Below are 21,988 nucleotides of genomic sequence, written 5' to 3'. Positions count from 1 at the left end.
CGATCAGCGGAGTCGACGCCGGCTGGCGGGGCCGATGGGTTCGGGGATTCGCCTGTCCCGACGGAAGGACTGCCCGCAGCGGGCGCCGCGGGCTTCTTTCCTGTGACCATGGACAGTATCAGGTTTTCCTTGTGGACCAGGCTCATCAGGATCGCGGCGGCAATATGCAGGCCTACCAGGGCCAGCAGCAAACGGGCGAGCACGCCATGGATGTCCTTTGGCCAGTCTTCGCCCCAGAGCATATCCAGTCGCGACATCCAGCCGGTGGCGGCCAGCGCCAGGATGAGCGCCCACAGGACCAGCATCATCAGCGCGCCCAGCGGGGTGTGGCTCAGGTAGCGGGGCGCCTGTCCGGTGACGGCGGCCTTGAGATACGCAACCACGCCGCTGCGGTCGGGAAGCCAGGCGCGGAAATTCCCGGCGCCGGGTCCGGCCACGCCCCAGGCCACGCGCACAAGCACCACGCACACGGCGGCGTAGCCGAGGTTGCGGTGCAGGGGCCCGCCGGAATCCTCGTAGAGGTCCCACAGCACCAGTGCCGCCACGGCCCAGTGCGTGATGCGGACGACAGGATCCCAGACCAGGATGGACTGGCGCGAGGACTTCATTGCCCGTTGGGAATCTGGCTGGCGCTATTTCTCGATTTCGGCCTTGACGATGTCCAGCGTCTTGGTGTCGAAGTAGATTTCCGCCTTTTTTCCCTCTTTGGTCTTGCCGTAGATCTCGTAACAGTTCCCATCCACCTTGAACTTCCTGATCTGGTAGCCCTGCGCTTCGATCCTGGCGCGGGCATCGCTCTCCTTGATCCATTCGCCCCTGGGATGCGCGGGACATTTCGCGCTGGCCAGCGCGGCACCGGACAACAGCACCATGACCAGCAGTGCGCCAATTTTCAGCATGAGGGCTCTCCGTATCGGGGCGAGAATTCAGCATAGTGCACCCCATAATGATTCGCAATCCGCCGCAGCACTAGCCGCCAGCCAGCGCCGGGCCGGCGCGGCGCGCGCGGCCCGGCATCAAGGTTCACGCCGATAGCATGCCGCCAGCTGCTTCATGGCGCGAAAGGCAGTGGCCCGGTCGTCGCCGAGCAGGAAGGCGTGTACACCTTGCTCGCGCCATTGTTCGCATTGCCCGGCCGCGCGCGGCATGGCACAGAACGGCACGCCGCGCGCCCGGCAGGCCTGCGCAATGCGGCGGATCGCGGCCTGCACGGCGGGATGGTGCGCGTCAGCGGGCACGCCAAGGCTTTGGGACAGGTCGATCGCGCCTTCCAGCACCATGTCGATGCCGGGCACGGCTACGATCTCCTCGATCGCGTCGACGCCTTCGCGATCCTCGATCATGGCCACCACCATCAGCTCACGGTTGGCCCGCTCCATGTAATCCGGCAGCGTGAGCGTACCGAAGCCGGTGGTGCGGCCGCCGGCGATGCCGCGGCTGCCGAGCGGGTGATAGCGCGCGCTGGCGACCGCCAGCTCGGCCGTGGCGCGGCTGCGTACGTGCGGCACCACGATGCCCTGCGCGCCGGCATCCAGGACGCGCAGGATGATGGCCGGCTCCGCCGCGGGAACCCTGACCAGCGCGGTGATGCCGGCGCATTCCGCCGCGCGGAGCATGTTCTCGAGCGTCTGCGGGTTCACGCCGACATGCTCGAGGTCCAGGATCACGAAGTCGAAGCCGGCGTAGCCGATCATCTCTGTCATCAGCGGCAAAGGCAGCGAGTTGATCAGCCCGAACACGTCGCGCCGGGCCGCGAGCACGGCCTTGAGTTGGTTAGGCTGCAGCATGGGTATGCTCCACCGGAAGGTAGCAGTGCCGCGGATGCGGGTGGCGCAGGAAGTCATGGTGGGAGATATGCCAGGCGTAGGCGCCGGCGTACGGGAACACCACCAGGTCGCCGGCGCGCACGCTGTCCACGGGCGTGTCGTGGGCCAGGATGTCCTTGGGCGTGCAGAGTTGCCCGACCACGCTGACGCGCGCGTCGCGCACCGCCGGGCGGGCGAACGGATAGCGCCACGACGCCACCGGCAGCACCCGGAATGGATGGCTGTGCCCTTGCGCATAGGGCGTGCGGAAGTGGTGCGTGCCGCCGCAGGCCACGACGAAGGCGCGGTCGAAGGCGTGCTTGATGTCGATCACCTCCATGGCGTAGTAGCCGCAGAACGCGGTGATATAGCGTCCGCATTCAAAGCGCACGGTCAGCCCGTCGCGCCGTGCCGACAGTGCCGGCAGGCCCTCGGCAAAGGCGGCCCAGTCGAACTGACGGCCGGGTTCGCGATAATTGACGCCGATGCCGCCGCCGACGTTGACCTGGTCCAGCGCGTCGAGCCCGTACTCCGTGCGCCAGCGCCTGACCTGGCTCAGGTAGGCATCGAGCAGGCGCAGGTGGGCAGCGGCGTCGAGCTGATGGGACATCAGGTGGAAATGGAAACCGCGCAGCCGGATCTCCGGATGGGCGCGCAGCCACGCCAGGCACGCGGGCAGCTGGTCGCCGGCGATGCCGAACGGCGTGGGCTTGCCGCCCATCATCAGCGTGGTGGCCTGCAATCCTTCGATGGCCAGGTTGACGCGCAGCAGCACCGGTGCCGTAGCGCCGCGCTCGCGCGCCAGCCAGGCCAGCCGCTCGAGTTCGTGCAAGCTTTCCACGTGCAGCGCCTCGACGCCGAGCGCGAGCGCGCTGGCCAGTTCTCCATCGGTCTTGCCGGGGCCGCTGAAGATCAGCGGCACCTCGGCAAAGTGCTCGCGCACCCAGGCCAGTTCGCCGCCGGAGGAAATCTCGAAGCCATGCGCCAGCGGCGCCAGCGTCTGCAGGATCGGCAGGTCGGAATTGGCCTTGATGGCGTAGAACAGTTCGAAACCCGGCGGCAGGCCGCGCGCGATGGCATCGGCGTGGCGCCGCAGCGCCTCGAGGTCATAGACGTAGGCGCTGAGCGGGGCTGCCGCGCTGGCGAGTGCCTGATGCAGGTGTTCGGTGACGCGCGACCAGCGCAGTTCCGGAGTGTGCATGGTCATGCCGCCTCCATGCCGGCGAAGGGAATGGGATTGGCCACGGACACGTAGGTCGAAGCGCGATCGGCGCGCTGGAAGAAGCGGTTGCTGAAATTGGTCTTGGCAGGGAAGGGGTGGCCAGCGAGCAGGCCGTTGATGCGCCGCGCCGATGCGGCATCGCCATGGCGATGCTGGTAGTCATGCAGGTGCTGACGGACCACCGACCACAGCCGCGTGGTCAGGACCTGCCTGCCGGCACCGAGCTGGGCGATGACTTCGCACAGGTTGTTGACGAACAGGCAATAGGCCACGCGGTTCCAGCCTTGTTCTTCGTCATACCACAGCGAAGCCCGCGCGCGTTCGCTGAGCCCGGGCATGGACGACGCGGGATGGCGCGAAGGCGTCAGCTTCACGCCCTCGAAGTCGCGCAGGAACAGCTGCGCCGGCATGTCCTGGCGCAGACCCAGCACCACATTTTGCAAGTGCGGCTCGAACACGATGCCGTGCGCGAAGAAGAGATGGAAGACCGGGTAGAGCAATTGCGCCACATACGCGGAGAACCAGCGCTCGGCCATGGCATCCACCGTGGTCCCGGCTTGCGCGGCCTGCGCAGCGAGCAGACGCTGCATGCGCGCTGCGCCGTAGTGATGATTGCCGAACAGCGAGCCGGCCAGCAGCGGCACGCAATCCGGCGCGCGCAGCGTATCCACGCTCTGGCGCAGGATCAGGCCGAAGCCTTCGATGACCTGGCGGTTCTGCTCGAGATCGGCGTCCTTGAGGTCCACCGACAGGAACGCCGGCTCCTCCATCAGCGCCAGGCCCGGGAACCGCCGCGCCAGATCCGGCAGCAGCGGACGCAGCACCCGGTTGACATGCATGGCGCTCTCCAGCTCGTACCATGCGTTCTTGCGCACGCAGTTGGTAATGCGGATGTTCAGCGACAGCTTGTAGAAATACGGATTGCCAGGCTGGTACAGGGTCCGGATCGATGAGGTGGGAAAAAAGTCGGCGCCCTGCGTGCCCAGGTCGAGCATGCGACCGCTTGCCAGTGCGGCGCGCACGAGCGGATGCTCGCGCAGGTATCCCGCCTGCCAGGGATGGACCGGCACCGGCACGCGCTCGGCGCACACCGCCGGGGCTTGCGCCGCGATCAGCTGGTCGCAACTGGCGCCGAGCAGCGACTGCTGCGCGATGTCATCGCGGGGCACCGCGAACCACGCCAGCGCAAAGCGCGTGCGCAGTTCCGGCGAATAGCGCAGCAGGTCATCGTCGGAGAAGCCCTGCCGGCTTTTGGGGGTGGGATGGAAGGGATGGCCAAAGGTCAGCGATTGCTCCGAATCGATATAGGCCTCCACCGGATCGGCCGGGATCGTCGCGGGTACCGGCACGGACAGCACTTTCGTGCTGACCGCGACGCTGTTGCGGATCTGCGCCATCAGTTCGGTGTTGGGTGGGAGCTGGTGCTGTTGCGCCATCTCGCGCAACAGCAGCACGGCCAGCGCTTCCCAGTCCAGCAGCGCCCATGGCTTGTTCTCGGCCTTGTGGAAGACCGGCGACAGGTAGCGGTAGTTGCCGGTCAGCCAGGCACCGCCGACAACGGCCAGCAGGCGGTCATGGTTATGCGGCAACCGCACCTCCAGCACCTGGGCCGGCTCGCGCTGCAGGGTCATGGCGATGGTCGCCGGCCAGTCGTTCTGCGCGGCGGGCGGGCCGACGCGCAACTGGCCGGCGGGGGACGCGACTTCACGGCAGTAGCAGTTCAGCAGCGTTTCCTCGCAGCGCCGCGCCGCGGCGAGTTCTGCCAAGGGGCGGCGCGTGGCGATATCTTCGATCTTGCCTTGCACTTGCATAGTCTTGTGACCTCGTTCTCGGAAGGGATCAGAGTGTGCCCATCCGCTGTCGGGCGGTAAGGACCAGGTAGGTGACGACTGGCGCGAGCAGCGCGGCGCCAAGCAGGTACGGGGCGCGCTGGCCGGCCAGGCTGATCGCCGCGCCGGCACCAAGGCCGGCCACGACGCCACCCCATTTCGAACTGCTTTCGAACCAGCCGAAGGTGCGGCCGGCATTGCCTGCGTGCACCACGCTTGCGACCAGCGCATGCAGGGCGATAAAGCCGACGGTCATGGCAAGGCCCATCAGCAGCCGCCACGCCACCAGTGCCGCCAGGCCCAGCGGCGCCGCCTGTGCCATCAGGGCAAGCGCCAGCGTGCCGTAGGCGGTGGCAAGCAGTGCCAGCGACGGGGCCAGCCCCAGCCGCCGCGACAGCAGCGGCGCCGCGACCAGGTACACCAGGTGTGGCAGGCCGAACAGCAGTCCGGCAGTGGCCGCGGAAATGGCGGGCATGCGCTGCTGCATGTCCGGGATGAAGTAGGGGAACGTCACCACGGTGGAGAACACGAAGGCAAACTGCAGCACATAGATCTGCCGCGGCGTGGCGGGCGCCGGCGCGCTTGTGCCACTGGCGCCTGCCGCCGGCCGCTTTGGCGCGCTGCCGGCTTTGCCCGCTGGCAGCCAGGCGATCAGCACCGCGGCGGCCATCGGCAGCAGCGCAAGCCAGCGGTACAGCAAGATCGGGGTTTCGGCACCCATCCACCAGCCGAGGCAAGCGGGTGCGGCCACCAGCGCGGCGCGCGCCGACCACTGCATTGCCGTCAGGCTGCGCGTCAGGGTGGTGCCGCTGGCGACCGTGGCCAGGTAGGCATTGGAGGCCGAGAAGGTCCCGCCCAGCACGCCCTGCAGAACCAGCGCCGCCAGGAACGCAAACGAGTTGGTCGCGTAGCTGGCCAGCAGGAAGCTGGCCGCCAGTCCCAATTGCGCGCGCATCAGCAGCGGCTTCTTGCCGAAGCGGTCCGCGAGCCGGCCCCACCATGGCGCCGAGACCGCCGCAAGCAGCGTTGGCACCACGTAGAACGCGCCCGCGAGCCACGGCACGTCGTTATGCAGCGAGCGCTGCAGGATCAAGGCGAAGAACGGCGGCATCCCCAGGGCCGCGAACGCGGCGATGAAATGGCACAGCATCACCACCGCGACAACCTGCCGCGTGCCGGCGCTCACGCGGCCACCCTGAGGAAGTTGGGCGCCCGCTTGCCATAGAACTTGTTGACGTCGGTCGCGCCGGTCTGCGCCTTTTCCGCCAGCGACGCGGCGGTCAGCAGGTACTTGAGGTGCAGCCGGTCGTCATCGAGCAGTACCTGGCGTGCGAAGGCGGTATCCGCGCCGGCGGCAGCCAGGTCGGCAAGCACGGCCTCCACGTGGCGGCGCACGCGCGCGTAGCCGGCGCAGGCATCGGTGCCACGGCGCTGCGCGAGGCCTTCCACCAGCGCCGCGATGTTCAGTTGCAGCGTGATGGTGACGAACATCTGTGCCAGCGGCAGCGCCGAATCCACGCCGATCCGCTGGTCTTGCAGGCCTTCCAGGCAGGCTGACAGGGCAGGCCAGCGATGGGCGAGCATGGAGCGGTCGATGCGCGCGGCATCGTTGTCCTTGAGCATCAGGCGCAGGCCGTCGCTGCCGTAGACCAGCATCGAGTTCTGCTGGTTGGATTCCAGCGCCACGCCATAACGCAGCCACAGCGTCAGGTGCAATTGCAGGGTCAGCGCCAGGTAGGCGTCCAGCCAGGCATCGACATCGCCGCCGTGATAGCGGCCAGCGAGTTCCTCGGCCACGCACAGGCCACTGGCGGCATCAGCCAGCAGCCCCGCCACCGGGACCACCGTCTTGTCCGCCAGCTGTGCTTCGGGATAGCGGCGCAGGATATAACCCAGGAACGGTCGCTGGTCGACATGGGCGCCGTTGGCTTCGTCGGTCAGCAGCACCCGCCCGTGCAGCCCGGGTTCCTGGCGGACAATCTCGCCAAGCAAGGTCTGGATGCGATCGCCGTCGCCGATGGTGCTGGGCTTGATGGTGCGGATGTTCTTGGCGCCCAGCGTGCGAATCGTGAGCGGCAGCTTGATATGCCACGCGGGGGCGTCGAGCACCACCAGCGAACGCACCGACAGGGTGGGCGACACGCGCAGGCAGGCGCGGGGTGCGCGGATGACCTGGCGTTCGAGCCCGGCTTCGGCGAGGAAGCCATCGAGATGATGCTGCCAGACGAAGGGATGAACCGGTACCAGCGCATGCGAGCGGGCAAGTGCGGGATCGAGGCCGACCTCGGCGCAATCGGGCCAGTTCGGCGGCAGCGCGTCGCCGCTGGGATGATGAAGCTCGCGCGGGACGGCAAGCCAGTTCAGCGCAAATGCCGGCTGGAACTCGGGCGCGTAGCGGGCCAGGTCGTCGGCGGAAAAGCCGAGCTTGGCGCGCGCGGTGGGGTAGTACGGGTGGTCGAGGAAGCTCGCGACGCGGTCGTAGTGGAGCATGCGCTGGTGCCAGGCAGGCAGCGCGTGGCCGGCAGCGCCGCCACCCTGCGCAAACCAGCGTGCGCGCTCGGCCATCGATACGGTGCGGTGCTCGGCCGCGGCACGGCATTCGTCGCCGTAGGCCGCGAACAACCGGGCGTCTTCATCGGGCAGTCCGTCGGCAAAAGCCGCCAGGATGGTGTCGAGGTCATGCAGCGCGGCAAACTCGCCGGCCACTTCGCGCAGCACGGGCAGCCGGGTCAGGCGCCATTCCTGCATGTAGCGCGTTGGCGTTACCGGGAGCCACAGCGTGCCGGCGCCAAAGCGCGGGATGCGCAGCCACTGCTGGCCGGCGTCGAAACCATGCGCGTCGGCGGCCGGCACCGCTGCGCCGCCGTACACCTCGCCACGGCTGGCACATGCGCGCACGTCTTCGCGCAGCAGGGTATCGACGACGCGAACGCAGACATAGTGCACGTCCGCGTCGGCCGCGGTGGCGGACCGGGCCGCTCGCTCGGGCAGGCGGGCGCTCATTGTGCGATCTCCCAGGCGAGCTGGCTGCTGGCCAGCTCGACCGCGGCGGCAAGCCCGGCGGTGTCGGGGCCACTGCCGCGCAGCACCCCCAGGTAATCCTTGTTGGAGTGGGTCAGCGCGATGGCGTCGCCCACCTTGCGCAGGGGCTGGTAGGTCAGCCGCACGCCGCCGTCTTCGTGCTGACTGTGCGCGGGCGCGTGTCGCAGCATGCCCTCTGCCTGCGCGGTGAAATAGCGGATCCAGGCCGCCCGCCGCGGCACCTCGAGCGCTGGCAGCGCCTCGCCAAGGTGCAGTCGCAAGATCTGCTCGAACAGCGGGAACTGCAAGGTGTCGGCAAGCAGGAACTCGCGGTAGTCGCCGATGCTGCGGTAGTTGATCTCGATAAGCCGCGGGCCTTTCGCGGTCAGCACGTATTCGGTATGGCAGGCGCCGAAACCGATGCCGAAGCGGCGGATGGTGTCCAGCACCTCGGCTTCGACCGCGGCCGGCAGGCCGGTGCCCCATACCGCTTCCAGCTCAACGAAGTACGGCGGGGGCGACAGGGTCACACGGAAGCCGCCCAGCGCCCGAAGCTGCTTGCCATCGCCCAGCGTTTCCAGCGTGTACAACGGGCCCTCCAGGTATTCTTCCAGCAGCAACACCTGGCCCGGGTGGCGGGCCCAGATCGCGCCGCAATGCTCGGCCAGTTCGGCGTGGCTGCGCGCCAGGCTGACCTGCTGGCTGGCCACGCCTTCGCGCGGCTTGACGATGCACGGCATCGGAACGTGGGCCAGCGCGGCCAGGCCGGCGCGGTCGCAGACGACCGCGTGCCACAACGTGTCGATGCCAGACTCCTGCAGCCGCCGGCGCATCTCTGCCTTGTTCTTGGCGGCGTAGGCGGTGCGCCAGTCCTTGCCCGGCAGGCCAAAGTAGGCCGATGCGATCGCCGTCGCCGCCTGCAGATGGTCGCTATTGGAAAATACGGCCGCGGGTTTGCCGCCGCGGCGAGTGATGGCATCGATTATCGCCAGCGGGTTGAAGACATCGCACGCGACGATGTCATCCGGATAGGCGGGCAGGCCAACGCCGGCAAAGTGCGCGCGATGGGCATCGGCACAATCGGTCAACAACACCACGGAGCGTCCGAGCGCGCGCGCCGCCGGCAGGAATCCTTCGTTGACGGCGGTGGTCGGTACGTGGGCGAGTACGAAGATCTCTTGCATGAGTCGAGCCTCAGAGGGATGTACGGGTGGGAGCGCTCAGTCGCTCCAATGACGGTGCGCGGTGCACGGCGTCTTCGGGTTGCCGCGCATGCCGGGCGAATAGCCATGGCCGTGCGCAGGGGGCGACTGGTCGAAACATGCTAATGCGACTCATTCTCAAATTCAACGCAACCTTGGCTGCCTGGCGACATTTGCCATGGACGTTCAGGCCATTTGTCCCCTCTCTGGATGGCGCAAGGTCCACATATTCGGCCTTGGGACATATGTCCCAGGTCGGAATTATGTAAATTAAGTCACATCAGATCGTGTTCCTCGCGACAGGTCTTGGCCATGTATTGAGAATCAGTTACATTACGCGTCCGCCGTTATGCTCGTTTTTTCCCAGCCGGCGTCTCATCGCTGGCCGAAAACCGAACACCTATGCCGCCAAAGTTCTTGCTGCTGCTTGCCGTCTTCCCGCTTTATCAAGCATGGGACCTGTACCAGCTGGTCGGCAGCGGGCCGTCCTTCCACTTCTATGCCGAAACCGCGGCGACGGTTGCATTCCTGGCCATCCTCTGTGTCGTGATCTGTGAGCGCCGGCGGGCCTTGCGCGCGTTCGAAACGCTGAAGCATTCGGCGGACGCCGCCACGCGCGCAGCGGCGGAACGCGACGCCGTCGCACAGCAGTCCACGCGCGATTTCCTGCAATCGATGCAGGAGCAGTTCGAGCGCTGGAGCCTGACTCCCGCCGAAAGGGACGTCGCATTGCTGCTGGTCAAGGGCTTGTCGCTGGAGGAAATTGCCGGCGTGCGCGAAACCGGCGCGAAGACCGTGCGGCAGCACGCCGCCAACCTTTATGCCAAAGCCAAGGTGAGCGGGCGCCATCAGCTGGCGGCCTTCTTTTTCGAAGACCTGCTGGCGCCCCGTTCTTCGCGGGAATCGTAGTTAAACCCCTTGGCGAGCGCCTTTGCGGGGGCCTTCAGGCGGCCCAGTGCGCCGCCGGCCTCAGGGGTCATCGTTACAACCGGGAACCAGGCACGTAAAGCTTGCAAGCCGGCGCGTAAACGGCTGCGCCGGATTTACCATGCAGCGCGCCGCGTGCGCCGCAGGCCGTGCATGAGCGGTCCTTGCCGGGCCGGAACGATCCTTGCGCCGCGGCAAGTCTGCCGGCACCGCGGTGGTCCGGCCCATCGGGAGAATGGCGATGGATCGAGACGGCTCGTTCTGGCGGCGCTGGCGCTGCCATCCGGTGCGCATGGCACTGGGCCTGTTCATCGTCGCAGCGGGAGCCGCTTCCCTGCTGGCGCGGCTGTTGCCGCAATCGGTGTAGCGGTGCCGGCCGTGCCCTGATGCCTCCCGAACTCGCCGCCGCGCCACCGGCTTACGCGTGGCGCGACTTCGCCCGCTTTGCCGGGCCCGGCTATCTGGTCGCGGTCGGCTATATGGATCCGGGCAACTGGGCCACCGATCTCGCCGGCGGCTCGGCCTACGGCTATCGCCTGCTCTGGGTGGTGGCGATGGCCAGCGCCATGGCGATGCTGCTGCAGGTCATGGCCAGCCGCCTCGGGCTGGTCAGTGGCCTGGACCTGGCGCAGGCCTGCCGCAGGCACGCCTCGCCGCTGTCGGCCTGGGCCCAGTGGGTGCTGTGCGAAGTGGCGATCTGTGCCGCCGACCTGGCCGAGGTGATCGGCACCGCGATTGCGCTGAACCTGCTATTCGGGATGCCGCTGCCCTGGGGCGTGGCGCTGACCGTGCTCGACGTGCTGCTAGTGCTGGTGCTGCAGCAGCGCGGCTACCGGCGGCTGGAGGTCTTTGTCATCAGCATGGTGGTGCTGGTGCTGGGCTGCTTCGTGCTGATGCTGGCGCTGGCGCAGCCCGCGTGGCCGGACCTGGCGGCAGGCCTGGTGCCGCGCATGGCGCTGCTGGGCGATGCCGGCGCGTTGTATATCGCCACCGGCATCATTGGCGCCACGGTGATGCCGCACAACCTGTACCTGCACTCCGCCGTGGTCAAGACGCGCCTGCCGCACGCTGGCCCGCAGGGCACCGGGCGCGCGCTGCGGTATATCGCCTTCGATACGGTCGCCGCGCTGGCGATTGCCTTCGTCATCAACAGTGCGATCCTGGTCACAGCCGCGGGCGTGTTCCATGCGGCCGGCCATACCGACGTCGCCGAAATCCAGGATGCCTATCGGCTGCTCAGCCCGCTCACCGGCGCTACCTGGGCCAGCGTGGTGTTCGGTGTCGCGCTGCTCGCCTCGGGGCAGTGTTCCGCCGTGACGGCAACCCTGGCGGGGCAGGTGGTGATGGAGGGTTTTATCCGCACCAGGCTGCCGCCGTGGGCGCGCCGCCTGCTCACGCGCTGCGTGGCGATCGTGCCCGCGCTGGTGGTGGCGATCCTCTATGCCGAGCGCGGCATGGCGCAGCTGCTGCTGGTGAGCCAGGTGATCCTGAGCCTGCAGTTGCCGTTCGCGGCAATCCCGCTGCTGCGCTTTACCAGCGACCACAGGCTGATGGGCCGCTACGCCAATTCGCGCACGGTGTTCGTGCTGGCCACGCTGGCCGTCGGCATCATCGTCGCCATGAACGTGGCGATGGTGGCGATGATGCTGACGGCGTGGCGGCCATAGCGCGGATTGCGCGCGCATCTCAGCGCTGCGGGACCTCCTGCTCGTCATCGCCTTCGGCTCCGCCCGCACCCAGTTCCGCCCCCGTCAGCGGATCGCTCTGCGGATCAGAGGCGCCGCGCATCGCAAATGCCTCCAGCGTGTCCTGCTGCTCGGCGGGCAGGTCGACCTGGGCGGTGCCGTCGCCGCCGTCCACCGCGGGCGTCGGGCTTTCGACAAAAACGAAGGTACGGTCCGCATTCCACGGCCCGCGCATCGCCTCGCCCTGCGACATCTTGAAATAGACGTTGGCGAACTGCGGGTCGCCTGGCGTCTTGCCCGGCGGGAAGTTGGGGGTGATCGAGTACAGCGCCTTCTCGAACGACTTCTGGTGCGAGATCTCGCGCGTCATCAGGAAGCCCAGCGCCTCTTGCACGCTGGGGTCGTCGGTCACGTTCATCAGCCGTTCGTAGATGATCTTGGCGCGCGCCTCGGCGGCAATGTTGGAGCGCAGGTCCGCGGTGGGCTCGCCGATGGTATCGACATAGGCGGCGGTCCACGGCACGCCGGCGGAGTTGACCAGCGCCGGTCCGCCGCCGAACAGCACCTGGGTCACGTGGCTGTCGTTGCCGGCGCCCTGCAGCGAGCGGTAGAGCTCGGCTTGCTGGTCCAGCCCTTCAGCCAGTTCGCCCTTGGCGCCGCGGTTGAGCATGGCGATGATCGAGCCGATCACCTCGAGGTGGCTCAGCTCTTCCGTGGCGATATCGAGCAGCATGTCCTTGCGGCCGGGGTCTTCCTCGGCCAGGGCCTGCGTGAAATAGCGGCAGGCCGCGGCCAGCTCGCCCTGCGGGCCACCAAACTGCTCCAGCAGCAGATTGGCCAGGCCGGGGTCGGGACGCGATACGCGCACGGTGTACTGCAGTCGCTTGTTGTGCATGAACATGGTGGTCTCTCCGGTTGAGGTGAGCCGGGGGCGCGCCGGTGCGGCTGCCGCAGGCGGGTGGAGGAACGACGGCCCGGCCGGGCGCTCGCGGTCGCAACGATCATGCCCGCGGGGGGCGCAAACTGCGCGCGGTGGCGTGGAGCTTGCACGGCTGCATGCAGCGTGTTGCCCGGCGCAACGCGCTAGGCCCGCCCGGCGCGGCGGAGACGGTAAAACCGGGAGAGCCGTGTGAAAATTACTGGCGCTGCGTGCAGCAGGACGGGCGTTCCCGGAGGATGCAGGTGGGCCTTAGCCGCGCTTTCCGGCCGCGTGCCGCAGCAGCATCGCGCCCAGCGGCAGCGCCAGCCCGAACGCCAGGTAGACCAGCGTCAGCATGCTGGCCGAGAGCCGGCGCTCAAAGCCGGGAGTGAGGCGGTGGGGCGTGCACTTCAGGTCGACGAAGCACGCAATGCCGGCCACCGCGAGGCCGCCGAGCACCCGCCCCGGCACGCGCTGGCGCTGGCCGCCCTGTGCCTCGGCACAGGCCATCGCCGCTTCGTAGAAGGCCGCCCAGAACACCGACATCGAATGATGGATGACATAGCCCAGCACGGTATGCCGGACCGAGGCACGGTTGACATGCATGGCACGCTCGCCCCAGACCCAGTGGCTGACGGCGTTGACGGGTGCGAAGGCGCTGCCGCAGTCGACGCTGCCGCCGCAGGCCAGCATGCCGGTGGACATCAGGCTGGCGCAAGTGCCCGAGACCACGGCGCGGCGCAGCACCGTGGCCGCATCCATCGGGTGCTGGTGCTCGGCGCCAGCGGCTTTATCGGCCGCCATGCCTGTGCCGCAATGCTGGCTGGAGGATTCCATGTGATAGCGGGCGTGCGGCGCGTGCCCGCGCGCGATGCACCCGAAGCGCCGCATGACGGCCATGCCAGCACGGCAAGCGAATTCCGTGCCGTCGATTTTGCGCGCATGACGGCGGCGGCCGACTGGACGCCGTTGCTGGCGGATGTCGATGCGGTGGTGAACCTGGTCGGCATCTTCCGTGAAACGCCCTCGCAGCGCTTCGACGTGCTGCATCGCGCCGCGCCGCAGGCACTGTTCGACGCCTGCCTGCGGCAGGGCGTGCGGCTGGTATTGCAGATGTCGGCGCTGGGGGCCGATGAACATGCGCTTACCGAATTCCATCGCAGCAAGCGCACGGCCGACCAGCACCTGCTCGGCCTCGGCATCGATGCCATGGTGCTGCAGCCGTCGCTGGTGTTTGGCGCCGATGGCACCAGTGCGCAGCTGTTCTGCGCGCTGGCGACGCTGCCCTGCCTGGCACTGCCGGGAGGTGGCAGGCAACCGGTGCAGCCGGTCCATATCGACGACGTGGCGCAGGCCATCGTCGCGCTGCTGGCCGAGTGGGGCGAGGCGCCGTGGCGGTCCGGCCGGCTGGCGCTGGTGGGGCCGGCACCGATGCCGCTGGCCGGCTACCTGGATGCGCTGCGGCACGGCCTGGGTGTGCGCGGCAGCGCCTGGCTGTTGCCGCTGCCGCGCGCGCTGGCCCAGGCGGTGATGCCGCTGGCCGAACGCGCGACCGGCGGCGTGCTGGGACGCGATGCGCTGACCATGCTGGACCAGGGCAGCGTGGCGGATCCGTCGGGGCTCGCGCGCCTGCTGGGGCGGCCACCGCTGGCCGTGCCAGCATTCATTCCGCCGGGGCTGCGCGGCGCGTTGCGCGCGCAGGCGCTGCAGCGCTGGATGCATCCGGTGCTGCGCTGGAGCGTCGCCGTGGTGTGGATCATCACCGCCGCGGTCTCACTGGGGCTGTACCCGGTGGCCGAAAGCTATGTGCTGCTCGCGCGCGCGGGGGTGCCGCCGGCCCTGCAGCCGCTGGCGCTCTATGGCGCCGCGCTGCTAGACCTCGCGTTCGGCGTGCTGTGCGTGCTGCCGCGGCGCCCGCGCTGGCTGTGGCTCGCCCAGATCGCGCTGATCCTGGGCTACACGGCGATCATCAGCGTGCGCCTGCCGGAACACTGGCTGCATCCCTATGGCCCGCTCAGCAAGAACCTGCCGATGCTGGCCGTGCTGTGGTGGCTGCACCTGAGCGAGGAGCGGGCATGGACTACGTCACGCTGAAATGGCTGCATATCCTGTCGTCGACGTTTCTGTTCGGCACCGGCGTGGGCAGTGCTTTTTACCTGGTCGGGGCGACGCTGACGCGCAACGTCCGTACCGTCGCCGCGACCGCGCGCATGGTGGTGATCGCCGACTGGATTTTCACTGCGTCCACTGTCATCTTGCAGCCGCTGACCGGCTATGCGCTGGTGCGGATGGCAGGGTTCTCGTGGTCGGCGCCGTGGCTCAAGTGGTCGGTGGTGCTTTACGCGGTTGCCATTGCCTGCTGGCTGCCAGTGGTCTGGCTGCAGAAGCGCATGCGCGACGTGGCGCTGGGCTGCGCCGGGCCGCGGTTGCCGCGCGCCTACTGGCGCCTGTTCTGGTGGTGGTTCGGGCTGGGCTTTCCGGCGCTGATCTCGTTCCTGGCCATCTTCTACCTGATGGTGGCCAAGCTCAGCTAAACAAAAAACGGCGAGGCCGCTGCCGCGCGCCTCGCCGCGAAGCGATCGGGCCCGCTCAGTTGAGATGGCCGACCGCGCGCAGGTACTCGTTCTTTTTCTCGAAGATCAGCGCGCTCAGGAACGCGGCGTCGTAGGCGGCCAGCAGGTGCGGGTGGTGTTCCTCGATATAGCGGGCCACCCGTCCCTTTTCGCATTCAATGCCGCACAACCACTCATACATGGCGGCATCCCAGCGAAAGCGCAGACCCAGTTCAATAAACGCGGCGTTATACGCGGCGAGCTGGGTGTCGCGCGGGATGGGCTGGTTGTTGGCGCCAACGGTGATGGCGGCGTGGCGGCTTTCCTGCTGGGCGGGGTTCATGCTGGTCTCCTCGGATGCGCGCTGGCAGTTGGGTTGAGACAAGCATAGGGAGATCGGATGATTTACGATAATTAAAGTTTCATAGCAAAACCATAACTCATCGTTTATGTATCGTGGCGTATCAGTCCTTCCACGCCCGTGATCTTCTGGATCAGCCCGGCGCCTTCCTCCATCAGGAACTGCTTGAACGCCAGTGCCACCGGCGGCAAGCGCTTGTTCTTGCGATGCACGACGTACCAGTTAAGCATCACCGGGAAGCCCTCGATATCGAGCACGGCAAGCTTGCCGGCCTGCAGTTCGAGCCCCACGGTATGGGCCGACAGGAAGGCGATGCCCATATTGGCGATCACAGCCTGCTTGATGGTCTCGGTGCTCTTGATCTCCATGGCGATGCGCAGGTTCGACAAACGCCCGGCAAAGCCTTCCTGCATCGAGTTCCAGGTGTCCGAACCTTTCTCGCGCGCAACAAAGGCTTCGTCGGCCAGTTCGGCCAGCGGGATCTTGCGCTCGCCCACCAGCGGATGGCTGGGCGCGGCGACGATCACATAAGGGTGGGGCGCAAAGGCCTCGTTGATGGTGTCCATGCCCTCGGGGGGGCGCACCATCACGGCCAGGTCGGTCAGGTTGCCGGCCAGCTGGTGCAGCAATTCCTCGCGGTTGTGCACGGCCAGGTTCAGCGTCACGCCGTCATGGCGGTCCATGAATTCTGCCAGCAGGCGCGGGAAGAAATAGTCGCCGGCGCTGATCACCGCGACATTGAGGCGGCCGCCGGAGATGCCCTTGAGCTGCGACATGGCGTCCTCGGCTTCGCGGAACTGCTGGATGATGCTGCGGCTGTAATGCAGCATTTCATGGCCGGCCGGGGTTAGGTAAATCTTCTTGCCGAGTTGCTCGAACAGCGGCAGTCCCACGTGGTGCTCCAGCTGCCGCACCTGGGTCGACACCGCCGGCTGCGTCAGGTGCAGTTCCTCGGCGGCGCGGGAAAAGCTCATATGGCGGGCAACGGTCTCGAAGACCTTGAGTTGCCGCAGCGTGGCGTTCTTCATCCTGCTCCGGTCCTATAAACGATCCGCTATATAAACGATAAAAAACTTTATGCAATGTAGATCTTAGATTCAAGTAGCATCAATCGGCGGACTTCCCTGTCCCGCCCCAATCCGGCACTCCGGTAGCGCAGGAGCCCGCCCCCGGCCATCGGCACGGCCGCTTACAACGATGGCTGTCCACAGCCACGACCAAACCAAGGAGACTACCGTGACCGGACCGAACGCAACCGTGCGTGCCCCGCGGCGCCATGCCATGCCTGAAGACCGGCTTCGCCTCAGCCATGCCGGCGCAGGGCAGGGGGAGAGGTCATGAATATCTCGCTCCCGCAACTGAAAGCCTTTGCCGCGGTGGCGCGGCACAAAAGCTTCACCCGCGCCGCGGTGGAACTGGGCCTGACGCAGTCGGCGGTCAGCCGCAGCGTGCGCGAGCTGGAAGAAGAGATCGACCAGCGGCTGTTCGACCGCACCACGCGCCAGGTGGAGCTGACCGACGCGGGCCAGCACCTGTCCCAGCGCATCTGCCACCTGATCGAGGAAGTCGAGCAGACCTTGCGCGACAGCCAGAGCGCCAGCCGGCCATGCCAGGGCCTGGTGCAGATCGCGTCGGATCCGGTGCTGAGCTCGATGTCGCTGCCGGCCTGGCTCGCCGGCTGCCGCCAGGCCTGGCCGGCGATCGCCATCCACCTGAAGGACCGTTCGCAGGAGTCGGTGCTGCAGAGCGTGCGCAGCGGCGAGGTCGATTTCGGCATCGCCACCGATCCGCGCGCTGGCGACGACCTGTATTGCGAGCCGTTGTGCGTCGACGCTTATCACGCCGTGCTGCCCGCCAAGCATCCGCTGGCCCAACACGACACGGTAGGGTGGGGCGACCTGTCCGATGCCAGCGTGCTGACGCTGGATCAGCAATGCGGCATGCAGCCGGCGGTGGAAAAGGCGCTCAGCAGCTATCACGTGCGCGCGGGTTCGCTGCAACTGCTCGGCCATTTCGCCGCGGTGTTCGGCATGGTGGCGCTGGGGCTGGGCATCGGCGTGGTGCCGTCGCGGGCGCAGGCCGGAGGCATGCATCCGGCCGCCGTGATGCGGCCGCTGCGGCCACAGGTTACCTCGACGGTCATGCTGGTGCGGCGCAAGAGCCGGTCGTTGAAGCCGAATGCCGCCGCCATCTGGGACGCGCTGCGCGGCCAGGAGTATCAGGAGCCGCCTGTGCGCGGCCGTGAAACGACGACGGTTTGACCACAACCCCCCGGGGCTGCTGACGTGTTGGATTAGTGCAAATCTTCTACTGATATATTACATACAGGATATTTACACATAGTGCGGCGCAGCATATAATGAAAACTCCTGATCACAACGCTACTGGAGTTTTCAAATGGAAGTCGCTCTTCTCGTCGCCCTTGGCCTGTCCCTGATCGCTGTCGGTGTGGCCGTGACCACGCTGCTGGCCACGCGCCTGCCCATGGACATGCTGGTCACCGCGCAGGACCATGGCCGCTTCGCCGGACTGGGCTCGAACCAGCACAGCGACGGCGTGGGCCGTGCCAGCCCGTCGCGCATCGTGCCGGCCGCTGGCGAACTTGCTTACGCCTGAGGCCAGCACGCGCGCGACGCTTGCACGCTGAGACGCGCATCAGGCAAGGGCTGTAGCGGCCGGCATCCCTTGCGACAAGCACGCCAATCACGGCGTGTACGGCCGCCTTCCTTCCTTCCTCCCTCCATCCGTTCGCAACGGCGAACAGCGGCACGCATCCTCCACGTCCCCTGTGCGCAAGCCAGCGCGCCCTCCCTGTCCAGTCCCCGCGGTAAGGATTCATCGTCCATACGTACACCGCCAGGCATCCATGTCTGCATCTAGGGACTTTCCCGAACCGATCGTTTTCCCGGTTTTTCGATGGGGCGATCCCCGGCATGCTTGCGGGTGCGTTGTGTCGGCCGATTGATCTGCGGGCGCACGCCAACTGCTTGATTTCCAACGACTCCGGATGCTGCCGGCACGGCCTTTGATGCAGTCTGCGCACTAGTCGCATGCTGTCGGGGAAGGCTCCGGCTCCAGGTAACGCGGCAGGATGCTGCATAGCCGCGAAGAATACGCTTGACTTACCTGATATATCACATACCGTATAGCACTAGAACGGCTCAGCTGTTCTTTGACCGAGAGTCACGCAGAGGCGTCTACAGGCGCCCATCTTCCACCTTGGCGGTTCGCCGCTATAAGGAGACATCATGGAATTGCAGCAGAGGGAGTCCACGTCGCGCTTTGCGTCGCCGTGGGTACAACTGGTATTCGGCGTGATCTGCATGGCGATGATCGCCAACATGCAATACGGCTGGACCCTGTTCGTCAACCCCATCGACGACAAATACGGCTGGGGCCGCACCGCGATTCAGGTCGCCTTCACCATCTTCGTGGTGACCGAAACCTGGCTGGTGCCGATCGAAGGCTACCTGGTCGACAAGTACGGCCCGCGCCCGGTGGTGGTGGGTGGCGGCCTGCTGTGCGCGGTGGCCTGGGCCCTGAACTCGGTGGCCTCTTCGCTGCCCATGCTTTACTTCGCGGCGGCCATCGGCGGCCTGGGCGCCGGCGCGGTGTATGGCACCTGCGTGGGCAACGCGCTGAAGTGGTTCCCGAATCGCCGCGGTCTGGCGGCGGGGATTACCGCGGCCGGCTTCGGCGCCGGCTCGGCGCTCACCGTGGTGCCGATCGCCAACATGATCAAGACCTCCGGCTATGAAGCTGCCTTCCTGTGGTTCGGCCTTGGCCAGGGGCTGGTGGTGTTCATCCTCGGCATGGCCCTGTACCCGCCGTCGGCCAAGATCCTGAGCGACGTCAAGACCACGCTGAAGGCTGCGGCCACCTACAACGCTTCGCCGCGCGAGGTGCTGAAGTCGCCGATCTTCTGGGTCATGTACGCGATGTTCGTGATGATGGCCGCCGGCGGCCTGATGGCCACCGCGCAGCTGGGCCCGATCGCCAAGGACTTCGGCCTGCACGAGGCGCCGATCTCCATCCTCGGCCTGACCCTGCCGGCCCTGACCTTCGCGCTGACCATCGACCGCGTGCTCAATGGCCTGACGCGTCCGTTCTTTGGCTGGATCTCCGACCATATCGGTCGTGAACGGACCATGTTCTTTGCCTTCGGCGTGGAGGCCATCGGTATCCTGCTGCTGTCGAAGTACGGCCACCATCCGGTTGCCTTCGTGATCCTGACCGGCGTGGTGTTCTTTGCCTGGGGCGAGATCTACAGCCTGTTCCCGGCCACCTGCGGCGACACCTTCGGGCCCAAGTTTGCCGCCACCAATGCGGGCTTGCTGTACACCGCCAAGGGCACGGCCGCCTTGCTGGTGCCGTTCTCCAGCGTGATCACCGCCGCCACCGGCAGCTGGCATGCGGTGTTCATGGTGGCCTCCGGCATGGCGGCGCTGACCGCGGTGATGGCGCTGTTCGTGCTCAAGCCGATGCGCGAGGCCCATGCCCGCAAGTTCGTGCATGCCAACACCGCCGCGCCAATGGGCTACCGCACCGTGCCGGAAGACCTGACCTGATGAAGAAAGCAGTACGGCGCCGGCCGGCGCCGGCAGTACCCGGGCGCGGCGGCTGCGATGCCTGCACAGCGGCCACGCCTGGTAGCACAATACGACAACAACAAAGCGCGACAGGAGGGCGGCCCGCCGGGCGCCTTCCTGATCGCACCTAGACAAACAATATCCAGGCACGCCATGAACCAGGTTGTCATTCCTCTCGAGGCGACGGGGCTCAGCCGGCAGCGCAAGCGCCGCCAGCCCAAGGGCCGGCAGGTCGACGCGGCCGCGCTGGCCGAAGTGCGCGTGGCGCTGGGCGACATGCCCCGCCGGCGCGACCTGCTGATCGAACACCTGCACTGCATCAACGATCGCTACGGCCAGCTCGCCATGCCGCACCTGGTGGCGCTGGCCAGCGAGCTGCGGCTGTCGATGACCGAGGTCTACGAGGTCGCCACGTTCTATCACCACTTCGACGTGGTGCGTGAGGATGCCGACGGCCAGATCGCGCCGCCGCCCGCGCTGACCGTGCGCGTGTGCGAAGGCATTGCCTGCGAACTGGCCGGTGCGCAGGCGCTGATCGACAAGCTGCCGGCGCTGCTCGGCACCGACGTGCGCGTGGTGGCCGCGCCCTGCATCGGGCGCTGCGAGAAGGCGCCCGCCGCGCTGGTCGGGCAGAATCCGGTCGATCGCGCCAGCGCCGAGTCAATCGGCGCCGCCGTGCAGGCCAAGGCGGTGCGCCATGCGCCCGAATCCCATATCGACTACGACGCATACCGGCGCGACGGCGGTTATGCGCTGCTGAAGTCCCTCGCCGGCGGCGAGCTCGACGCGGACGCCGTGCTCGCCACGATGGAGGATTCCGGCCTGCGCGGACTGGGCGGCGCCGGTTTCCCGACCGGGCGCAAATGGCGCATCGTGCGCAGCGAAGCCGCGCCACGGCTGATGGCGGTCAATATCGACGAGGGCGAGCCCGGCACCTTCAAGGACCGCGTCTACCTGGAACGCGATCCGCACCGCTTCCTTGAAGGCATGCTGATTGCGGCGCACGTGGTCGATGTGTCGGCGATCTACATCTACCTGCGCGACGAGTACGCTGGCTGCCGCGCCCTGCTGGCCGAAGCCTTGCAGCAACTGCAGCAGGACCCGCCGATCCCGGGCCTGCCCCGCATCGAGCTGCGCCGCGGCGCGGGCGCGTATATCTGTGGCGAAGAATCGGCCATGATCGAATCGATCGAAGGCAAACGCGGCATGCCGCGCCTGCGCCCGCCGTATGTGGCGCAGGTGGGGCTGTTCGGGCGGCCGACGCTGGAGCACAACTTCGAAACCCTCTACTGGGTGCGCGACATCATCGAAAAGGGCGCCGAGTGGTTTGCCGCGCAGGGGCGCAACGGGCGCAAGGGTCTGCGCTCGTTCTCGGTTTCTGGCCGGGTCAAGCGCCCCGGCGTGCACCTGGCGCCGGCCGGGATCACGGTGCGCGAGCTGATCGACGAATACTGCGGCGGCATGCTCGACGGCCATGCGTTCTACGGCTACCTGCCGGGCGGGGCGTCGGGCGGCATCCTGCCGGCGTCGCTGGGCAATATCCCGCTCGACTTCGACACGCTGCAGCCCTACGGCTGCTTTATCGGCTCGGCGGCGATCGTGATCTTGTCCGACCATGACAGCGCTACCCAGGCGGCGCGCAACCTGATGCACTTCTTCAAGCACGAGTCGTGCGGGCAATGTACGCCGTGCCGCACCGGCCAAGACGCTCGACCTGATCCGCCAGCCGAAATGGGACCTGGCGGCGCTGGACGACCTCTCCGCGGTGATGCGCGACGCATCGATCTGCGGCCTGGGGCAGGCCGCGCCGAACCCGGTCGACTGCGTGATCAAGTACTTCCCGCACGAACTGGCCTGATGCTGGCCCGAGCCTGAG

19 protein-coding genes and 2 pseudogenes are annotated in these 21,988 nt (G+C 67.3%); 9 read left to right on the top strand and 12 right to left on the bottom strand.

What is annotated here, in order from left to right:
- Positions 1-92: 92 nt before the first annotated feature.
- From E5S69_RS04165 to E5S69_RS04130, 8 genes and pseudogenes are all read right to left on the bottom strand, one after another.
- Positions 93-608: pseudogene (locus E5S69_RS04165) on the bottom strand (cytochrome b/b6 domain-containing protein); the annotation flags it as partial.
- Positions 609-632: 24 nt separating this feature from the next.
- Positions 633-899 (bottom strand): PepSY domain-containing protein, encoded by a 267-nt coding sequence (locus E5S69_RS04160; protein WP_171513723.1) that lies wholly within the window; start codon positions 897-899, stop codon positions 633-635.
- A 117-nt stretch (positions 900-1,016) separates the two neighbouring features.
- Entirely contained in the window at positions 1,017-1,787 is a 771-nt protein-coding gene (locus E5S69_RS04155; RefSeq protein ID WP_171513722.1) for an HpcH/HpaI aldolase family protein, read from the bottom strand.
- On the bottom strand, positions 1,774-3,006 hold the full coding sequence (locus E5S69_RS04150; protein ID WP_171513926.1) for a type III PLP-dependent enzyme: 1,233 nt from the start codon (positions 3,004-3,006) through the stop codon (positions 1,774-1,776). Before E5S69_RS04150 ends, E5S69_RS04155 begins: the two co-directional genes overlap by 14 nt.
- A gap of 2 nt (positions 3,007-3,008) precedes the next feature.
- Entirely contained in the window at positions 3,009-4,838 is a 1,830-nt protein-coding gene (locus E5S69_RS04145) for an IucA/IucC family protein (protein WP_171513721.1), read from the bottom strand.
- Positions 4,839-4,866: 28 nt separating this feature from the next.
- Positions 4,867-6,042, bottom strand: coding sequence for an MFS transporter (locus E5S69_RS04140; RefSeq protein ID WP_171513720.1), 1,176 nt, complete (start codon positions 6,040-6,042; stop codon positions 4,867-4,869).
- Positions 6,039-7,859 (bottom strand): IucA/IucC family protein, encoded by a 1,821-nt coding sequence (locus E5S69_RS04135; protein WP_171513719.1) that lies wholly within the window; start codon positions 7,857-7,859, stop codon positions 6,039-6,041. Before E5S69_RS04135 ends, E5S69_RS04140 begins: the two co-directional genes overlap by 4 nt.
- A complete protein-coding gene (locus tag E5S69_RS04130; protein WP_171513718.1) occupies positions 7,856-9,061 on the bottom strand; it encodes an ATP-grasp domain-containing protein in 1,206 nt (401 codons plus the stop codon). Before E5S69_RS04130 ends, E5S69_RS04135 begins: the two co-directional genes overlap by 4 nt.
- A 420-nt stretch (positions 9,062-9,481) precedes the next feature.
- Here E5S69_RS04130 and E5S69_RS04125 point away from each other — a divergent pair, with 420 nt between their 5' ends.
- The 3 genes from E5S69_RS04125 to E5S69_RS04120 all read left to right on the top strand — a co-directional run bounded on the left by E5S69_RS04125 (position 9,482) and on the right by E5S69_RS04120 (position 11,673).
- Positions 9,482-9,988, top strand: coding sequence for a helix-turn-helix transcriptional regulator (locus E5S69_RS04125; protein WP_171513717.1), 507 nt, complete (start codon positions 9,482-9,484; stop codon positions 9,986-9,988).
- Between the two features lie 259 nt (positions 9,989-10,247).
- Positions 10,248-10,373, top strand: coding sequence for a hypothetical protein (locus tag E5S69_RS32590; protein WP_272871699.1), 126 nt, complete (start codon positions 10,248-10,250; stop codon positions 10,371-10,373).
- A gap of 19 nt (positions 10,374-10,392) precedes the next feature.
- On the top strand, positions 10,393-11,673 hold the full coding sequence (locus tag E5S69_RS04120; protein ID WP_171513716.1) for an Nramp family divalent metal transporter: 1,281 nt from the start codon (positions 10,393-10,395) through the stop codon (positions 11,671-11,673).
- Positions 11,674-11,692: 19 nt separating this feature from the next.
- Here E5S69_RS04120 and E5S69_RS04115 read toward each other — a convergent pair whose 3' ends face one another.
- Both E5S69_RS04115 and E5S69_RS04110 read right to left on the bottom strand, forming a co-directional pair.
- Positions 11,693-12,592, bottom strand: coding sequence for a manganese catalase family protein (locus E5S69_RS04115; protein WP_171513715.1), 900 nt, complete (start codon positions 12,590-12,592; stop codon positions 11,693-11,695).
- 288 nt (positions 12,593-12,880) lie between these two features.
- Positions 12,881-13,414, bottom strand: a complete 534-nt coding sequence (locus E5S69_RS04110; RefSeq protein ID WP_236901194.1) for a hypothetical protein — start codon at positions 13,412-13,414, stop codon at positions 12,881-12,883.
- A gap of 12 nt (positions 13,415-13,426) precedes the next feature.
- Between E5S69_RS04110 and E5S69_RS04105 the strand changes: the two genes are divergently transcribed.
- The gene (locus E5S69_RS04105) at positions 13,427-14,704 is read left to right on the top strand and encodes an SDR family oxidoreductase (protein ID WP_236901193.1); all 1,278 of its coding nucleotides are present in this window, start codon (positions 13,427-13,429) and stop codon (positions 14,702-14,704) included.
- Positions 14,686-15,144, top strand: a complete 459-nt coding sequence (locus tag E5S69_RS04100) for a DUF2269 family protein (RefSeq protein ID WP_171513713.1) — start codon at positions 14,686-14,688, stop codon at positions 15,142-15,144. The genes E5S69_RS04105 and E5S69_RS04100 overlap by 19 nt, the downstream gene beginning before the upstream one ends.
- 55 nt (positions 15,145-15,199) lie before the next feature.
- Here the strand turns inward: E5S69_RS04100 and E5S69_RS04095 are convergent, their stop codons facing one another.
- Positions 15,200-15,505: a LysR family transcriptional regulator gene (locus E5S69_RS04095; protein WP_171513712.1), complete on the bottom strand. Its 306-nt coding sequence runs from the start codon at positions 15,503-15,505 to the stop codon at positions 15,200-15,202.
- Positions 15,506-15,609: 104 nt separating this feature from the next.
- A complete protein-coding gene (locus E5S69_RS04090; RefSeq protein ID WP_171513711.1) occupies positions 15,610-16,551 on the bottom strand; it encodes a LysR family transcriptional regulator in 942 nt (313 codons plus the stop codon).
- Between the two features lie 309 nt (positions 16,552-16,860).
- Here E5S69_RS04090 and E5S69_RS04085 point away from each other — a divergent pair, with 309 nt between their 5' ends.
- From E5S69_RS04085 to E5S69_RS04070, 4 genes and pseudogenes are all read left to right on the top strand, one after another.
- Entirely contained in the window at positions 16,861-17,784 is a 924-nt protein-coding gene (locus E5S69_RS04085) for a LysR family transcriptional regulator (RefSeq protein ID WP_171513710.1), read from the top strand.
- Between the two features lie 136 nt (positions 17,785-17,920).
- Positions 17,921-18,139, top strand: a complete 219-nt coding sequence (locus E5S69_RS04080; protein WP_171513709.1) for a hypothetical protein — start codon at positions 17,921-17,923, stop codon at positions 18,137-18,139.
- 632 nt (positions 18,140-18,771) lie between these two features.
- Entirely contained in the window at positions 18,772-20,091 is a 1,320-nt protein-coding gene (gene oxlT, locus E5S69_RS04075) for an oxalate/formate MFS antiporter (RefSeq protein ID WP_171513708.1), read from the top strand.
- A 174-nt stretch (positions 20,092-20,265) separates the two neighbouring features.
- Positions 20,266-21,970 (top strand): annotated as a pseudogene (locus tag E5S69_RS04070) (NADH-ubiquinone oxidoreductase-F iron-sulfur binding region domain-containing protein).
- Positions 21,971-21,988: the final 18 nt, after the last annotated feature.

The organism is Cupriavidus necator (assembly GCF_013141915.1).
In the GTDB taxonomy this organism is placed as follows: domain Bacteria; phylum Pseudomonadota; class Gammaproteobacteria; order Burkholderiales; family Burkholderiaceae; genus Cupriavidus; species Cupriavidus necator_B.
The sequence above is the reverse complement of the archived record's forward strand: the minus strand, read 5'-3'. Positions and strand labels throughout refer to the sequence as shown.

Excerpts from the sequence above, each read along its gene's own strand:
- E5S69_RS04130 (WP_171513718.1), bottom strand. The coding sequence starts at position 9,061 with ATGCAAGAGATCTTCGTACTCGCCCACGTACCGACCACCGCCGTCAAC.
- E5S69_RS04105 (WP_236901193.1), top strand. The coding sequence starts at position 13,427 with ATGCTGGCTGGAGGATTCCATGTGATAGCGGGCGTGCGGCGCGTGCCC.
- E5S69_RS04100 (WP_171513713.1), top strand. The coding sequence starts at position 14,686 with ATGGACTACGTCACGCTGAAATGGCTGCATATCCTGTCGTCGACGTTT.
- E5S69_RS32590 (WP_272871699.1), top strand. The coding sequence starts at position 10,248 with ATGGATCGAGACGGCTCGTTCTGGCGGCGCTGGCGCTGCCATCCGGTG.
- E5S69_RS04080 (WP_171513709.1), top strand. The coding sequence starts at position 17,921 with ATGGAAGTCGCTCTTCTCGTCGCCCTTGGCCTGTCCCTGATCGCTGTC.
- E5S69_RS04125 (WP_171513717.1), top strand. The coding sequence starts at position 9,482 with ATGCCGCCAAAGTTCTTGCTGCTGCTTGCCGTCTTCCCGCTTTATCAA.
- E5S69_RS04085 (WP_171513710.1), top strand. The coding sequence starts at position 16,861 with ATGAATATCTCGCTCCCGCAACTGAAAGCCTTTGCCGCGGTGGCGCGG.
- E5S69_RS04110 (WP_236901194.1), bottom strand. The coding sequence starts at position 13,414 with ATGGCGGCCGATAAAGCCGCTGGCGCCGAGCACCAGCACCCGATGGAT.
- E5S69_RS04115 (WP_171513715.1), bottom strand. The coding sequence starts at position 12,592 with ATGTTCATGCACAACAAGCGACTGCAGTACACCGTGCGCGTATCGCGT.
- E5S69_RS04120 (WP_171513716.1), top strand. The coding sequence starts at position 10,393 with ATGCCTCCCGAACTCGCCGCCGCGCCACCGGCTTACGCGTGGCGCGAC.
- E5S69_RS04090 (WP_171513711.1), bottom strand. The coding sequence starts at position 16,551 with ATGAAGAACGCCACGCTGCGGCAACTCAAGGTCTTCGAGACCGTTGCC.
- E5S69_RS04145 (WP_171513721.1), bottom strand. The coding sequence starts at position 4,838 with ATGCAAGTGCAAGGCAAGATCGAAGATATCGCCACGCGCCGCCCCTTG.
- E5S69_RS04150 (WP_171513926.1), bottom strand. The coding sequence starts at position 3,006 with ATGCACACTCCGGAACTGCGCTGGTCGCGCGTCACCGAACACCTGCAT.
- oxlT (WP_171513708.1), top strand. The coding sequence starts at position 18,772 with ATGGAATTGCAGCAGAGGGAGTCCACGTCGCGCTTTGCGTCGCCGTGG.
- E5S69_RS04135 (WP_171513719.1), bottom strand. The coding sequence starts at position 7,859 with ATGAGCGCCCGCCTGCCCGAGCGAGCGGCCCGGTCCGCCACCGCGGCC.
- E5S69_RS04095 (WP_171513712.1), bottom strand. The coding sequence starts at position 15,505 with ATGAACCCCGCCCAGCAGGAAAGCCGCCACGCCGCCATCACCGTTGGC.
- E5S69_RS04155 (WP_171513722.1), bottom strand. The coding sequence starts at position 1,787 with ATGCTGCAGCCTAACCAACTCAAGGCCGTGCTCGCGGCCCGGCGCGAC.
- E5S69_RS04160 (WP_171513723.1), bottom strand. The coding sequence starts at position 899 with ATGCTGAAAATTGGCGCACTGCTGGTCATGGTGCTGTTGTCCGGTGCC.